The 14,213-nt window shown below is 70.0% G+C and carries 14 protein-coding genes and 1 pseudogene; 4 read left to right on the forward strand and 11 right to left on the reverse strand.

The features are described from left to right. Positions 1–16 precede the first annotated feature (16 nt). The 4 genes from IQ220_RS07920 to IQ220_RS07935 form a co-directional block, all read right to left on the reverse strand. Positions 17–244, reverse strand: a complete 228-nt coding sequence (locus tag IQ220_RS07920; protein ID WP_193815399.1) for a hypothetical protein — start codon at positions 242–244, stop codon at positions 17–19. Positions 245–372: 128 nt separating this feature from the next. Next, the gene (locus tag IQ220_RS07925; protein ID WP_193914238.1) at positions 373–2,106 is read right to left on the reverse strand and encodes an ABC-F family ATP-binding cassette domain-containing protein; all 1,734 of its coding nucleotides are present in this window, start codon (positions 2,104–2,106) and stop codon (positions 373–375) included. Between the two features lie 402 nt (positions 2,107–2,508). Beyond that, entirely contained in the window at positions 2,509–2,772 is a 264-nt protein-coding gene (locus IQ220_RS07930; protein ID WP_193815401.1) for a hypothetical protein, read from the reverse strand. A 94-nt stretch (positions 2,773–2,866) separates the two neighbouring features. Beyond that, on the reverse strand, positions 2,867–3,118 hold the full coding sequence (locus IQ220_RS07935) for a hypothetical protein (protein WP_186698509.1): 252 nt from the start codon (positions 3,116–3,118) through the stop codon (positions 2,867–2,869). Between the two features lie 200 nt (positions 3,119–3,318). Here IQ220_RS07935 and IQ220_RS07940 point away from each other — a divergent pair, with 200 nt between their 5' ends. Next, positions 3,319–3,639, forward strand: coding sequence for a hypothetical protein (locus tag IQ220_RS07940; protein ID WP_193815875.1), 321 nt, complete (start codon positions 3,319–3,321; stop codon positions 3,637–3,639). Here the strand turns inward: IQ220_RS07940 and IQ220_RS07945 are convergent. The 5 genes and pseudogenes from IQ220_RS07945 to IQ220_RS07960 all read right to left on the reverse strand — a co-directional run bounded on the left by IQ220_RS07945 (position 3,625) and on the right by IQ220_RS07960 (position 9,089). Further along, positions 3,625–4,818, reverse strand: coding sequence for an anhydro-N-acetylmuramic acid kinase (locus IQ220_RS07945; RefSeq protein WP_193914541.1), 1,194 nt, complete (start codon positions 4,816–4,818; stop codon positions 3,625–3,627). The two genes, IQ220_RS07940 and IQ220_RS07945, sit on opposite strands and share 15 nt — an antisense overlap. A 41-nt stretch (positions 4,819–4,859) precedes the next feature. After that, complete coding sequence (locus tag IQ220_RS15705) at positions 4,860–5,495, reverse strand: peroxiredoxin (RefSeq protein WP_228009045.1); 636 nt, start codon at positions 5,493–5,495, stop codon at positions 4,860–4,862. Between the two features lie 162 nt (positions 5,496–5,657). Then, positions 5,658–7,319, reverse strand: a pseudogene (hflX, locus tag IQ220_RS15710) (GTPase HflX); the annotation flags it as partial. Next, a complete protein-coding gene (locus IQ220_RS07955; protein ID WP_193914242.1) occupies positions 7,238–7,876 on the reverse strand; it encodes an HAD-IA family hydrolase in 639 nt (212 codons plus the stop codon). The gene IQ220_RS07955 and the pseudogene hflX, both read right to left, overlap by 82 nt. Next, on the reverse strand, positions 7,866–9,089 hold the full coding sequence (locus IQ220_RS07960; RefSeq protein WP_193914244.1) for an NAD(P)/FAD-dependent oxidoreductase: 1,224 nt from the start codon (positions 9,087–9,089) through the stop codon (positions 7,866–7,868). Before IQ220_RS07960 ends, IQ220_RS07955 begins: the two co-directional genes overlap by 11 nt. Before the next feature lie 73 nt (positions 9,090–9,162). Between IQ220_RS07960 and IQ220_RS07965 the strand changes: the two genes are divergently transcribed. Both IQ220_RS07965 and IQ220_RS07970 read left to right on the forward strand, forming a co-directional pair. Then, complete coding sequence (locus tag IQ220_RS07965) at positions 9,163–9,930, forward strand: phosphoadenylyl-sulfate reductase (protein ID WP_193914246.1); 768 nt, start codon at positions 9,163–9,165, stop codon at positions 9,928–9,930. Then, positions 9,917–10,618 (forward strand): type III pantothenate kinase, encoded by a 702-nt coding sequence (locus tag IQ220_RS07970; protein WP_193914248.1) that lies wholly within the window; start codon positions 9,917–9,919, stop codon positions 10,616–10,618. Before IQ220_RS07965 ends, IQ220_RS07970 begins: the two co-directional genes overlap by 14 nt. Here the strand turns inward: IQ220_RS07970 and bcp are convergent. Further along, complete coding sequence (gene bcp / locus IQ220_RS07975) at positions 10,596–11,063, reverse strand: thioredoxin-dependent thiol peroxidase (RefSeq protein ID WP_193914250.1); 468 nt, start codon at positions 11,061–11,063, stop codon at positions 10,596–10,598. The genes IQ220_RS07970 and bcp overlap by 23 nt on opposite strands. Positions 11,064–11,239: 176 nt before the next feature. Between bcp and IQ220_RS07980 the strand changes: the two genes are divergently transcribed. Beyond that, a complete protein-coding gene (locus tag IQ220_RS07980) occupies positions 11,240–12,025 on the forward strand; it encodes an alpha/beta hydrolase (protein WP_193914252.1) in 786 nt (261 codons plus the stop codon). Here IQ220_RS07980 and IQ220_RS07985 read toward each other — a convergent pair. Beyond that, entirely contained in the window at positions 11,982–14,210 is a 2,229-nt protein-coding gene (locus IQ220_RS07985) for an AAA family ATPase (protein ID WP_228009022.1), read from the reverse strand. The genes IQ220_RS07980 and IQ220_RS07985 overlap by 44 nt on opposite strands. Between the last annotated feature and the right edge of the window lie 3 nt (positions 14,211–14,213).

The following is a 14,213-nucleotide window of genomic DNA, read 5'->3' on the forward strand; positions in this document are numbered from 1 at the left end:
CCCCGGCCTGAGCGGTTCACGCCTCCTGCCCCCAGGTGTTGGGCTGGCCGCCGCCGAACTGGGAGGGGGCACCGAGCTGTTGACGCATCACCCACTGGGTGGCTGCTTTCTGGCTGTGCCACGCCTGCAGGAGCTGCTTGGCGATCCCTTGCAGGGCCTGGAGGTCGGCGGTGTCGTCGATGGCACGGCTCATCCTTTCCAGCTCGAATTGCTGACCGAGGCTGAGGGAGAGGGGTTCCGACATGGAAGGCGTCGCGAAGGGGCGATGGACCAGGCCAAAGCTACAAACTGTTTCAGTCCTGCTCGTAGCCGTTGCAACAGGGGGGCTTTGTTGTCCTCGTTTCCTGTTATGTCGGACGCGGCGGCGGCCCCTCAGGCGGCCTTGCCCTTCCCCTTGCGGCCAGCCGCCCTGGCCTGCTGTTTCTCCCGGTTGGCTGCTGTCTTCGCCGCCTTCGCCTCGCTGATGGCCAGCTGGCGCGCCAGTTCCGCCTCCTCCTCCTTTTTCTCCAGGTAGTAGGCGTAGTCGCCCCGGTACAGCACGAGCTCACCATCGCGGATCTCCACGATGCGGTTCGCCACCCTGCTGATGAAGTAGCGGTCGTGGCTCACGAGCAAGGCAGCCCCCTCGTAGGCGATCAGGGCGTCCTCGAGCATCTGTTTGGCGGGGATGTCGAGGTGGTTGGTGGGCTCATCGAGCACCAGCAGGTTGCAGGGGGTCAGCAGCATCAGGGCCAGGGCCAGCCGTGCCTTCTCGCCGCCGGAGAGCTTGCCGGCCTGCTTGAACACGCTCTCGTTGCTGAAGCAGAAGTTGCCGAGCAGGGAGCGCACCTGGGTCTGGGTCCAGTCGGGCACCACCTCGAAGATCGTGTCGATCACGGTCTTGCTGAGGTCCAGGGCCTCGGCCTGGTTCTGCTCGAAGTAGCCGGCGATCACGTTGTGTTCCCCGAGGCGGGCGTGGCCCTCGCTGGGCTGCTCCATCCCCATCACCAGGCGCAGCAGGGTGGACTTGCCGGCGCCGTTGGGGCCCACGAAGGCGATGCGGTCGCCGCGTTCCACCTCCAGGCTCGCTCCCAGGAAGAGGATCTGATCGCCGTAGCTGTGGCTGAGGTCGGCGATCTCGGCCACCAGGCGGCCGGAGCGGGGCGCTTCGGGGAACTGGAAGCGGGGCCCACCGATGCTCTCGATCGGCGCTTCCACCCGCTCCACCTTCTCCAGCAGCTTCTCGCGGCTCTTGGCCTGGGTGGAGCGAGTCGCGCTGGCCCGGAAGCGGTCGATGTACGCCTGCTGGCTGGAGAGCTCCTTCTGCTGGCGCTCGAAGGCGGCCTGGGTGGCCTCCCGCTCCAGGGCCTTCTGCTCCAGGTGCTGGCTGTAGTTGCCCAGGTAGGTGCGGGAGACCCCGCGCTCGGTCTCCACGATCTGGGTGCAGACCCGATCCAGAAAGGTGCGGTCGTGGCTGATCACCACCTGGGCGGCGCTCTGCTGGATCAGATACCCTTCGAGCCACTGAATCGTCTCCACATCCAGGTGGTTGGTGGGCTCGTCGAGCAGCAGCAGATCGGGCTCCTGCAGCAGGATCTTGCCCAGGGCAATGCGCATCTGCCAGCCGCCGGAGTAGTCGCCCACCAGCTGTTCGGCCCCCTCGGCGCTGAAGCCGATCGTGGGCAGCAGCTTGTCGATGCGGGCGTCGAGCTCGTAGCCGTGCAGGGCCTCGAAGCGGCTGTGCAGGCGGCCCAGCTCGTGGATCAGCTCGTCGAGGTGATCGGGGTCGCTGGCGGCCTGATCGCTGGCCATGGCGTGCTCCACGGCGTGCTGGCGCACCAGCACCTCGGCCGCTTCGCCGAAGGCCTGGAACAGCTCCTCGCGCACGGTGCGCTCCAGGTTCACATCGAATTCCTGTTGCAGGTAGGCGATGCGGGGATCGCCCTGCTTCACCACCTGGCCGCTGCTGGCCTCCTCCAGGCCGGCGATGATCTTCATCTGGGTCGACTTGCCCGCCCCGTTCACGCCCACCAGGCCGATGCGGTCGCCCGGCTTCACCTCCCAGGTGACATCCCGCAGCACCTCCCCGGTGGGATAGATCTTGCCGAGGCGTTCGAGGCGGAGCACGGGGCGGAGCGGGGTGAGGGGGACAGGCGGGCGCCGCAGCGACGGCGGAGTGACCTCATCATTTCGCATCGTTGCCGCAGCGGTGCAGCCGGCGCTGTGCTGGGGTAGGCAGTCTGCCCGGCCGCAGCCCTCCACCTGGCCGCAGCCGTCTCGGCCAGACTCGATCCAGCCGGCAGTGCTTCTCGATGATCAGGCGTCTGGAACAGGTGGCGGCTCTGGTGGTGGCGGCGGGCCTGGCGATCGTGAGCTACTGGCTGTTCTTCAGCTGGGCCCAGGGAGGAGGCGCCCGCCGTCCTGCCGAGTCACCGCGGTCGGCCCTGCCGCAGCATCGAGTCACGCTGGTTGCAGCGCAGCCGGCACCGCCAGGCTGGATTCCGGAGCCGAGCGAACTACCCCGGAGGCTCAGAGACCACCGCGGGCCTTGAGCAGCCACTGTTTGCTGGCCCCGTCCTCGAGGGAGGCCACGTGGGCCTTGACCTGCTCGCGGCTCACCGGCAGCCCGTACTCGGTCCCGAGGGTCACGATCTGATCGAGGGCGCCGCCCGGATCCTGCAGGGCCTGGCGGAACAGCTTCTGGGTGAGCTCGGCGTCGGCGCTGATGCGCTCATACAGGGCCCTGGCGTGGTCGCTCGACCCTTCGCCGGTGCTGATGGAGCTCTCGACCATGACGGCGGTCCAACTGCTTCGAGGCTATGCACGCCAGAGCGAATCGGCAGGAGGCCGTAGCGGCCTGTTGCCAAGCGGCTGGAATCCCTGCTCTTCAGGCGGCCTTGGGGTTGTCGTTCACCGGCGTGCCGCAGGCGGAGGCATCTTCCATCGTGCGGGCATCGAGGCAGAGCACCTTGCGGAGTTCGGCGTAGTTGTCGGCCAGGGCGGTGCGGCCTTCCTGCTGGGCCCCGTACTCAGCTCGCTGCAGCACGTGGTGCAGGTGGGTGAGCAGGTAGGTGCTGATCACGGCGGACACCAGCACATCACTGCGTTCGGCGGTGCGGCGCTTACGGCTCTGGGGCATGGGGCCAGCTCCGGGGGATCGGGGAACGGGTGGGCTGCCTCCACCATAGGCATGGTTAGTATCCATGTGCACCCGAGAGTTGCCATTAGGATCCTGCTGGACCTCCGGGGCGCTCCAGGCGCGCCGAACGGGTGCGCTGAACGGGCGCGCTCCCTGGCCCTCCCGTCCCTGGTTCAGCTCACCCTTTCTGGCTTCCTGGCGTGCCGACCCGGCAAACCTCCTCCAGCGGGCGTCCCAAGTCGCCCAGGATCCAGGTGGTGTTGCCTGAGGAGCTCTGTCAGCGGCTGGCTGCCCTGGCCGAGCAGGACTCCCGCACCGTGAGCAACATGGCCAAGGTGCTGATCCAGCAGGGGGTCGCCCGGCTGGAGCAAGCCCGCCGCGGCGGTGAGGGCGCGGGCCCCGTCAGTGCCGACGCCCTGCGCCAGCAGCTGGAGACCCAGGGACAGCAGCGCACCCCAAGACTGCGGGGCGCCCCGAAGCGGCTGCGCCTGCAGCGGCCGGGCCCGTCAGCCGGGAGCTGAGCCGGGGGGAGGCACCCACACCCCCAGCAGGCTGGAGCGCCGGGCACCGGTCACCGCAGGGGCGTTGCCCGGATGGCCTCGATGGTTCCACCAGGCCAGCAGGGCAAAGGCCAGGGCCTCACGGTCGCTGTCCTGCAGGCCGAAGTCGGCCAGCGGCCGCACGATCACGCCCCGGCAGCGCTGCCGCAGCTGCGCCACCAGCAGCTGATTGCGGGCACCGCCGCCGGCCAGAAGCAGCTCCACCGGCTGGGGGCCATGCCTCAGCTCCTGGGCCACGGCAGCCGCACTGAAGGCGGTGAGGCTGGCGAGCACGTCGGCCGGCTCCAGCTCGGCCGGGGCGCTGCTGGCTGCGGGGCTGCTGGCTGAGGCGAGGCCAGCTGAGACCCTGAGATCCTGCAGCCGCCGCTCCAGATCGGTCCGCCCGAAGAGCTCCCGCCCGGTCGACTTGGGTGGGGCCTGCTGGAAATAGGGCTCCTGCAGCCAGGTCTCCACCACGGCGTGATCGATGTGGCCACGGCTGGCCCAGGCGCCGCCGGCATCAAAGCTGTGGCGCCCGCCACTGAAGCGCTCCACCGCCAGGTCCACCAGGGTGTTGGCGGGGCCGCAGTCCCAGCCCAGCAGGCTGGCGTGACGCTCGGGACCGTGGGCCGGCGGGATCAGGGTGAGATTGGCGATGCCGCCGAGGTTGAGCACCCCCCTCCAGCCGTCGATGCGCCCCAGCAGTGCTGCATCGGCGGGAGGCACCAGCGGGGCCCCCTGGCCAGCGAGGGCCAGGTCGGCGGCGCGAAAGTCGTGCACCACCGCTCGTCCCAACCGGGCGGCCAGCCTGGTGGCCTGCAGCAACTGCCAGCTGTTGCCCTCGTGCTCAGGCGCTGGAGGGCGGTGCCACACTGTCTGGCCGTGGCAACCCACCAGCTCCGCCTGGCCCTGGGGATCGCAGGCCAGGGCGGCCTCCGCCTGCACGTCGGTGACGGCTTCGGCCAGTTCAAGGATGGCTGCGGCACTGCAGGGATCCCCCTGGCCAAAGGCGATCAGCCGCTGGCGCAGGTCGGCGGGGTAGGGCACCGCTGCGCGGCCGAGCAGTTCCCAGCGGGGTGTGGTGGCGGGGCCAGCAAAGCTGGCCAGCACGGCATCAACGCCATCGGCACTGGTGCCGCTCATCAGGCCCAGCACCTTCATGGGGGAAGAGTGGGCCATGACGGCCCCGCTTCAGGTCAGCCTCACTTGTTGGGCTGAGGGGTCATGCGCAGGTAGGGCTTCACTTCCGTGACACCCTTCGGGAACTTGACGCGGGCTTCGTCTGTGGAGATGGAGGGCACCACCACACAGTCCTCACCGTCCTTCCAGTTCACCGGCGTGGCGACCTGGTGGTAGTCGGTGAGCTGCAGCGAGTCGATCACGCGCAGGATCTCGTCAAAGTTGCGGCCCGTGCTGGCGGGGTAGGTGATCTGCAGGCGCAGCTTCTTGTTGGGGTCGATGATGAACACCGAGCGCACCGTGAGGTTGTTGAGCGACTTGGGATGGATCATCCCGTAGAGATTGCTCACCGTCTTGTCGGCATCGGCGAGGATCGGGTAGTCGACGCTGGTGCTCTGGGTTTCGTTGATGTCACCGATCCAACCCTTGTGGCTCTCGGCGGAGTCGACACTCAGGGCGATGGTTTTGACGTTGCGCTTCTCCCATTCGGGGCGCAGGCGGGACACGACCCCCAGCTCAGTGGTGCAGACGGGGGTGTAGTCGGCGGGATGGGAAAACAGCACCACCCAGCTCTCGCCGGCGTAGTCATAGAAGTGGATCGGACCCAGCTGGGATTCCTGGGTGAAATCGGGAACGGTATCGCCGAGTTGTAGCGCCATGGCAGGGAGGGGGTCGGGATGGGGTGAAGGGAAGGGAAGGGCGCCTTCGCCCGTAGCGTTCGATGCTGCCACAGCCCCCCCACCCGCTGGCGGGGGCCAGCCCCGCAGGGCCTCCTTCAGCCGCTGCAGCCCAAGCCCCTCGGTGGCGGACACGAACAGGGCATCGGGCTCAAGGGCCTGGGCCCGCTCGATCTCGGTGGCGGCACAGCGGTCGATCTGGTTGGCCACCAGACGGTGCGGCATCGCGGCCCCGAGCGCCTCGAGAATGGCCAGCACCGTGCGGCGCTGCTCCGGCCAGGCCGGATCGCTCAGGTCCACCAGCAGCAGCAGGCCATCGGCGTCGAGGGTTTCCTCCAGGGTGGAGCGGAAGGCCTCCATCAGCGCGGGGGGCAGTTCGCGGATGAATCCAACCGTGTCGGTGAGCAGCAGGGTCTCGCCGGGGAGGCCGCCCGCCCCGCCCAGGCCGAGCCGGCGGGTGGTGGGATCAAGGGTGGCGAAGAGCTTGTCGGCGGCGAGCACCGGCTCCGTTCCCTCCGCCCGGGTGAGGGCGTTGAGCAGGGAACTCTTGCCGGCGTTGGTGTAACCCACCAGGGCCAATCGTTTGAGGGCCTGCCTTCCGCTACGCAACCTGGCCCGGTGGGCCTCCAGCTGACGCACATCCCGTTGCAGGCGCTCGATCCGCCGGGCGATGGCGCGGCGATCCTTCTCCAGCTGGGTTTCGCCCGGCCCCCGGGTGCCGATGCCACCCCCCTGGCGCGAGAGGCTGCGACCGCGCCCGCTGAGCCGGGGCAGGCGGTAGCGCAGCTGGGCCAGTTCCACCTGGAGGCGCCCGGCCGCACTGGCCGCCCTCTGGGCGAAAATGTCCAGGATCAGCTCGCTGCGATCGCTGATCGGCAGGTCCAGCAGGCGCTCCAGGTTGCGCGCCTGCAGTGGGCTCAGCTCCCGATCCGTCACCACCAGGCTGGCCCCCAGGCGCCGGGCTTCCAGGGCGGCCTCCGCCAGCTTCCCCTCGCCCCACACCGTGTGGGGCGAGACCTGGCTGCGGCGTTGCTCCACCACCCCCACGGCCAGGGCGCCGGCGCTGCGCACCAGCCCCTCCAGTTCGCCGATCAGCCGCTGGGCGGCGGCCCGGTCGCCCGGCGTGAGGGCCAGCAGCAGCACCCGTTCCTGGCCGCCCGTGCTTCGCACCGTTACGGGCTCGGCGGCAGTGCTGCCCGGCTCGCCCGTGGACGGGGCCCAGAGGCCGGGGTCGATGGCGCAGAGGGCGCCCAGCTCCCCCAGTTGTTCGCTGCTCCAGGGTTGGCCCTGCTGGCCGCTGGGGACGAACAGGGCGCCCTTCCAGTGGCCCCCAGCCTCGGCCTGGTCGCCGTAGCGCAGCCAGAGCTGGGGTTGGAGGTCGAGCCCCACCACCCCTTCCTGGTTGCCAGGGTCCAGATGGCGGGCCCGGCCGCAGCAGGTGAGCAGCCGCAGGGCGCGGCCCTGGCGCCGCTGGGAGCCCGGCAGCTTCTCCAGCAGCTGGCCCGACTGCTCCAGCGGGCCCACCCAGAGCAGCCGGCACAGCCCACGCCCATCCACCACCAAGGTGAGCGGCAGGTTCAACTCCCGACTCTCGGCCGCCAACCGCTGCAGGCAGAGCAGCTCGGCAACGCCATCCTCCGGGTGCCGCCGGTGGCAGAGCTGCTCCAGCCGCCGCCGCTGGGCGGGCCTCAGCCCCACGGTCCGCCCCGAGAGCACCCCCTGTCTCACGGTCGTTGCACCCGCACACAGCGCAGTCCCGCCGCGGCGGCGGCCGCTTCGTCGTCGTGGCTGTCGCCCACGTGCCACACGGCTGAGCCAGGCAATGCCAGCTGCTCCAGGGCCAGCAGCAGCGGCGCGGGCTCCGGTTTGGCGGCTCCCACGGCACTCGACACCACCACGGCGTGCAGCCAGCTTCGGAGCCCGAGCTGCTCCAGCAGGGGCTCCAGGCGGCTGTCGAAGTTGCTCACCACCGCCAGCTTCAGGCCCTGTCCGTGCCAGCGCTGCAGCAGGGCGGGAACCTCGGGATAGGGCTGCCAGAGGCCGGCATCGGCAAAGCAGTGGAACAGCTCAGGCCCCAGCTCTGCGGGGGGGCGCTCCACCCCCACGGCCTCCAGGGTGGCGTTCACCCGTGCCGTCCACCAATCCTGCTCAGCCTGGCGCAGGGCAGCGCCCTGAAGCGAGGGGAAGGCCAGGGGCGGCGCAGCCGCAAACACCGTTCGGAAAGCCGCGTTCAGGGCCTCAGCATCGAGGCTCAGCCCATGGCGGCAGGCCGCCTCGGCGTAGGTGTGCCCCACAGATTTGCGCAGGCCGATCAGGGTGCCCATGGCATCGAGCAACAGGCCCCGCGGGCGCTCAGCTCCCATGCATGGCAGCGGCTGCAGGCCTCCAGTCGGCCAGCCAGCCGGCGGCCACCCGCAGCTGGTGGCTGCGGCCGGGCAGCCGGGTGAGGTAGGCGAGGCGACGCAACTGGAAGGCGGCCGGGCCGGCGAGGGTCACCCCGCCCCCCACCAGGCTGGCGTCGCCCACGCCCAGGCTCATCATCTCGCCCAGGTCGCGGAACCCGAAGGGCTCCAGCGGTTCCCCAGCCCTGGCGCGCACCAGGTTGGCGGCGAGGCAGGTGGCCTGCTGAAAGGCCACCTGGGCGTTGGCCGGCAGGTCGTTCTCACCGCTCTTCACACAGGCGATATCCCCCGCTGCAAACAGATCGGTGTAGCCCTGCAAGCGCAGGGTGTCGTCACACAGCAATCGGCCGCGGCGGTCGCTCGTCGGCGCCGGTTCAATCGTCGGCGGCTGGAAGGCCAGGCCTGCGGTCCAGATCGTGGCCTGCACGGCCAGGGTTTCGGCTCCGGTGGGCCCCTCCAGCTCCAGCCGGCTGGCTCCCACCTCCCGCACCCGGGTGTGGGTACGGAGCCGCACGTCGCGCAGCTGCAGGGCCCGCACCGCCTGCTCCCGGTTGAAGGCCTTGGCCTGCTGCAGCGGCTCGCCGGCCTGCTCGATCAGCTCCACCAGGGCTGTGCCGCCCAGCAGGTCGGACAGCTTGCAGGCCAGCTCCACGCCGCTCGGGCCTGCCCCCACAATTGCCAGTCGCTGCAGGGGGCGCTGCTGGGCGCGCAGTTGCTGCACCAGCTGTTGCAGGCGCTCGACATCGTCGAGGCTGCGGAAGCTGAGGGCATGGGCCTCCACTCCTGGAATGCCAAAGCTGCTGGTGTCTCCTCCGGTGGCCAGCACCAGCTGGCCGAAGTCCAGGCGGCGGCCGCCGCGGGTGGTGACCTGCCTGGCCGTGCTGTCGATGTGGGTCACCCGATCGCGCATCCAGGCAATGCCCTTGCTGGCCAGCAAGGCGTCGTAGCGGGGCGCGATCTCCCAGCCGCGCAGCTCGCCGCTCAGCAACTCATAGAGAAGCGGCAGGAACAGGAAGCGATCGTTCGGCTCGAGCAGCAGCACCGGCGGCGGTTGCCGCTGCTCGGCGAGAGCCAGGGCGGTGTACAGACCGGCGAAGCCCCCACCCACGATCAGCACCGGGCCACTGGCCTGGGCGGCAGGGCGCTGCTGGGAGGTCACGGTGGTGGCCGTCATGGCTCGGTAGGGGGGCGCCCACACACGGCCGGAACCCTAACCAGTGCTCTGGCCCAGGAGCGATGATGAACGGATGGTGATTGCACAGGCCCCAACCCTGCCCACCGACCGCAACGGCCAGGTGGTGTCTCTGGAGCCGTCCCGGCGCTGTCTGGTGGGGCTGTCCCCCCTGGAACAGCTGGCCTGGGCGCTGGACATGTTCGGCGACGGCTTCGCCATCACCACCAGTTTCGGCATCCAATCGGCCGTGCTGTTGCACATGGTGAGTGCCCTGGGGCAGCAGCGCCATCTGCGGGTGCCCGTGATCTGGGTTGACACCGGCTATCTCCCCGCCGAGACCTACCTCTATGCCGAACAGCTCCTCGGGCTGCTCAGCATCGACCTGCACGTGGCCCAGGCCAGCCTCAGCCCCGCCCGCATGGAGGCCCTGCACGGCCGTCTCTGGGAGACAGGCCGGGTGGAGGACATGGAGACCTACCACCGCATCCGCAAGGTCGAGCCCCTGGACCAGGCCCTGCAGCAGCTCGCAGTGGCCTGCTGGGCCAGCGGAGTGCGCGGATCCCAGACCGAGCACCGCCGCGGCATGGACGTGCTCGACGCCGTGCGCAACCGCTGGGCCCTGCGGCCCCTGCTCCAGTGGAGCAACCGCGACGTGTACTACTACATGGAGAAGCATCAGCTGCCCCAGCACCCCCTCTTTGCCCAGGGCTATTCCAGCGTCGGTGACTGGCACTCCAGTGGTCCTGACGACGGCTCCAGCCCTGGTCGTTCCAGCCGCTTCGGTGGGCTTCAGCAGGAGTGCGGCATCCATCTGCCCGGGTTGATGGGTGAGGGCATCTGATCCGGCGGAGGAGGCGCCAGGCCTCTGGCTGCTGATCGGCAACAGCCGCTGGCACTGGGCCCGCGGCAGCCTGGATCAGTGGCGCTGCTGGAGTGTTGCCCCCGGAGCCGAGGCGGGTCCGGGCCACGCGCCAACGGCCTGGGCGGCCGTGGGTCCCGTGGCGGCCCAGTCAGGACTGGATCCCACCACGCGGCTGGGTCTGAAGCAGGTGCCGCTCGTTGCGGCGCCCCCCTGGCTGGGCGTCGATCGGGCCCTGGTGGGCTGGCAGGCCTGGCAGCAGAGCGCTGGGCCAGTGCTGGTGGCCGACGCCGGCACGGCCCTGAGCCTCACCCGGGTGGGGGGTGACGGGCGTTTCGCCGGCGGCCGGATCCTCGCCGGAGCGGCGCTCCAGTGGCGGGCCCTGGCCGCCGCAACGGCCCAGCTGCCCACCCTGCCAGCCAGCTGCGGCCAGCTCCCTGCGGATCCCTGGCCCCATGACACCGCTGAGGCGATCCGCTCAGGTGTGCTGCGCGGCCTGGCCGCGGCTGTGGAGCTGGCCTGGCGGGAGGCCTGCCGGCTCTCGCCTGGCTGCTCGCTCTGGATCACCGGCGGGGATGGAGCTGAACTCGCCGCCCTGCTGGGCCGTGACGCTGAGCCGGATCTGGCGCTGCGGGCCCTGGCCCGGCTCAGGCCAGCCCCAGGTCGCTGAGGATGGTGTCGGCCATGCTGTCGGCCTTCACCTTGGTGTAGATCCGCTCCAGCTTGCCCTCGGCATCGATCACGAAGGTGTGCCGCATCATTCCCATGTATTCCCGGCCCATGAAGGTCTTGAGGCCGTAGCTCTCGTAGGCCGTGGCCACGGGGCAGGGCTCAGCGTCGCTGAGCAGGGTGAAGGGCAGGGTGTACTTGGCGATGAACTTGGCGTGGCTGGCCGCGCCGTCCTTGCTGATCCCCAGCACGGCGATGCCGTGGTCGGCGAAGGCGCTCCACTGGTCGCGGAAGTTGCAGGCTTCCTTGGTGCAGCCCGGGGTGTCGTCCTTGGGGTAGAAGTACACCACCACCCTCTGGCCCCTGAGGCTCTGCAGGCTCACGGGTGTGCCGTTCTGGTCGGGCAGGGTGAAATCCGGGGCGGCATCGCCGATCGCGAGGGCCATCGTGCAGGCAACAGACAGTGGGGAGAGATTACGGGCTCGCCCCGATAGGAGGTGGCTCGGTGGTCCGCCGTGCCAGGCCGCTTGGAGCGAGGGTGTCGGTTTGTTGACGCGTCTTGCGCCTTGCGGGCAAGGGTGGCAGCGAGGGCTACTTTGATGAATGAATTGACTCAACTCTCGTGATCAAGAGCCTGCTGGCCGGACTGTTCGTTGGTGCGGCCCTGACTTCTTCCGCCCTGCCCGTTTCAGCTGCTGTTGACAACGATCTGCCCGTTCGCTGGAACACAGGTGGTGCCGTGTGGTCGACCAACCAGGGCGCTGTGGACACCTACCTGGAAACCGGCGATGTCACCGACCGCGGCCTCCAGGGCGGCCTCCAGAACTCCGGCTGGACGGCCGATGAGGTGCGTGACGGCATGAAGAAGACCTACGACGTGGATCTGATCGGCGTCACCCGCTTCCTCTACTCCGACGAAGGCGTCAAGTTTCTCAAGAACCAGTCCACCAGCTACTTCCCGTACTGGAGCATGAACACCTACGCCGTGCAGGCGTTGCGCTCCGCGATCATCGAGGACGCCCGCGACGGCGAAATCTCCTCGGCCGGCATCATGACCGCCCTGCCCACCGACATGCGCCTGGCTGATTTCTGCGGCACCTACACCGGCGCCCAGAACGTCTGCGCCGAGGGACGTTGCCAGGGTGATGCCCAGTGCACCTCCCTGCTCTCCTGGTATGTGTTCCTGCCGGCCTGCATCCAGGCCAACCAGATGGCCGACCCCGTGGCCGAAGTGCGCACCACGCTCCCGCCCCCGCTCCGATGGCTCAGCCCATGCCCATCCGCGGCCTCTGGTGAGCCCCGGCCCCAGGGCCTGCTTCAAGTGCTTCTTTCAGCCCCGGGTTACCCCCGGGGCTTTTTGCTGTTCAAGCGCCCTTGGGTGCCTCCACCAGCAGCAGGGTGTGGCTGAGGGTCTGGGGCAGCGGCCGCCCCAGGTTCTGGCGCAGCAGTGTGGCCATCGTCTCCAGGGCCGCCGCCGCGCCGGCCGCACCCAGTTGCGCCCGCAGGCCCTCGCGGTAGCGGCTCTCAGGCGCCAGCCAGCGCTCGATGCGGCCGCTGTCCAGGCTGAGCTGGAGGGCCTCGTCCCAGCACTCCCGGCCGACGCTCGCTCCGTGCTCCTGCAGGATCTCCTCCACCGCTGCGAGGGGGGGCTGGCTGGGGGCCAGGGCCTGCCGTTCGGCGCTGACGATCCTGGCCAGCGCTGCCGGTGGGGCCCCGCTGGGCCAGCTGCGCTGCAGTGCCTCCGCCGGCCCCAGCCGGGGCTGGCTGAACAGCAGCCTGCCCCGGCCACCTTCGCTGAGCAAGGGCACCAGGGCTCCGATCCAGTCGGCCAGCACCGGAGCGCTGGCCTGTCGCCAGGGATGACGCGCCGCGATCCACTCGAAACGCCCTGAGGCCCCGGCGCCGAGGGCCTCCAGCAGGGCTGTGGGGTGGTGGGGCGGCACCACCAGAATCTCGGGGCGGCGCAGGGCATCGAGCACCTGCAGCTGGGCGCCGAGCCGCTCCCGTTCGGTCTCGCTCGCCACGGTCATCACCACCCCGCCCTCGGGGGTGGCCTCCAGCGGATCCAGGGCCCACAGCAGGGAGTGGGCCTCCAGCACCAGCACACGGTCGTGACGCTGCCAGCGTGCCCCTGCCCAGAACCGTCGCCGCAGCTGATCCAGGCGGGCGCCCTCGGCCCCGGCCTGCCGCTGCAGCCAGCGCTCCAGCTGAGGGTCCTCCGGACTGCCGCTGAGGATCTCGCCCCCCTCGGCTGCGTTCTCAGCGGCGGCGGCGAGCTGGGCGGCACGGCGCTGCTGCAGTCGCTGCCGCCGCCCCCCTTCCCAGCCGAGGCCCCCGGGCTGCCAGAACAGCTGTCCCTGCAGGCTGTCCGGCAGGTATTGCTGCGCCACCCAGTGCTCCGCGTAGGCGTGGGGATAGCGGTAGCCGATGCCGTCTCCGAAGGCCTCGCCATCGCGGTTGCCATCGCGCAGATGGGCTGGCACCTGCTGGCGGTTGGCCTGCCGCACGCACTTGAGGGCGTCAAAAAACCCCAGCACGCTGTTGCTCTTCTCGGTGGAGGCCAGGTAGAGCGCGGCCTGGGCCAGGGGATAGAGGCCCTCGGGCAGGCCTACCCGCTCGAAGGCGGCGGCGCAGGCCTCCACCACCACCACTGCCTGGGGATCGGCCAGGCCCACGTCTTCCCCGGCCGCGATCAGCATGCGCCGGAAGATGAAGCGGGGGTTTTCCCCCGCCTCCACCATCCGGGCCAGCCAGAACAGGGCCGCATCGGCGTCGCTGCCGCGCAGTGCCTTGATGAAGGCGCTGATCGTGTCGAAGTGGGCATCCCCCTGCTTGTCGTAGAGCACGGCGCGCTGCTGGATCGACTCCTCCGCGATCGCCAGATCGATCGGGATCGTCCCCTCGGGTCCAGGCGGGGTGGTCTCCACCGCCAGTTCGAGGGCATTGAGCAGGCTGCGGGCGTCGCCACCGGCCACATCCACCAGGTGATCGGCGGCCTCGGGGCTGAGCTGCACCGCCAGCTGGCCATAGCCTTGCTCAGGATCGCGGAGCGCCCGCTCCAGCAACTGCCGCAGCTGGGGGGCCTCCAGCGGCTGCAGTCGAAACAACCGCGAGCGGCTCACCAGGGCCTTGTTCACCTCGAAGTAGGGGTTTTCGGTGGTGGCGCCGATCAGGGTCACCGTGCCGTTCTCCACCCAGGGCAGCAGCGCGTCCTGCTGGGCGGTGTTGAAGCGGTGCACCTCGTCCACGAACAGCAGGGTGCGCAGGCCGTGCTGATCGAGTCGGCGGCGGGCTTCCTCCACGGCGCTGCGCAGGTCCTTCACTCCCGAGAGCACGGCATTGAGGCTGGTGAAGTGGGCGCGGGTGCTGCCGGCGATGATCCGCGCCAGGGTGGTTTTGCCAGTGCCGGGGGGGCCGTGCAGGATCAGGTTCCCCACCCGGTCGGCGGCGATGGCCCGCCGCAGCAGCCGGCCTGGCCCCAGGATCGCCTCCTGGCCCACGAACTCCTCCAGGGCCCGAGGGCGCAGGCGATCAGCGAGCGGCGCCAGGGCCCGGCGCTGCTGCTCACCGTGATGGCTGAACAGGTCGCTCAAAGG

This window comes from Cyanobium sp. LEGE 06113, assembly GCF_015207615.1.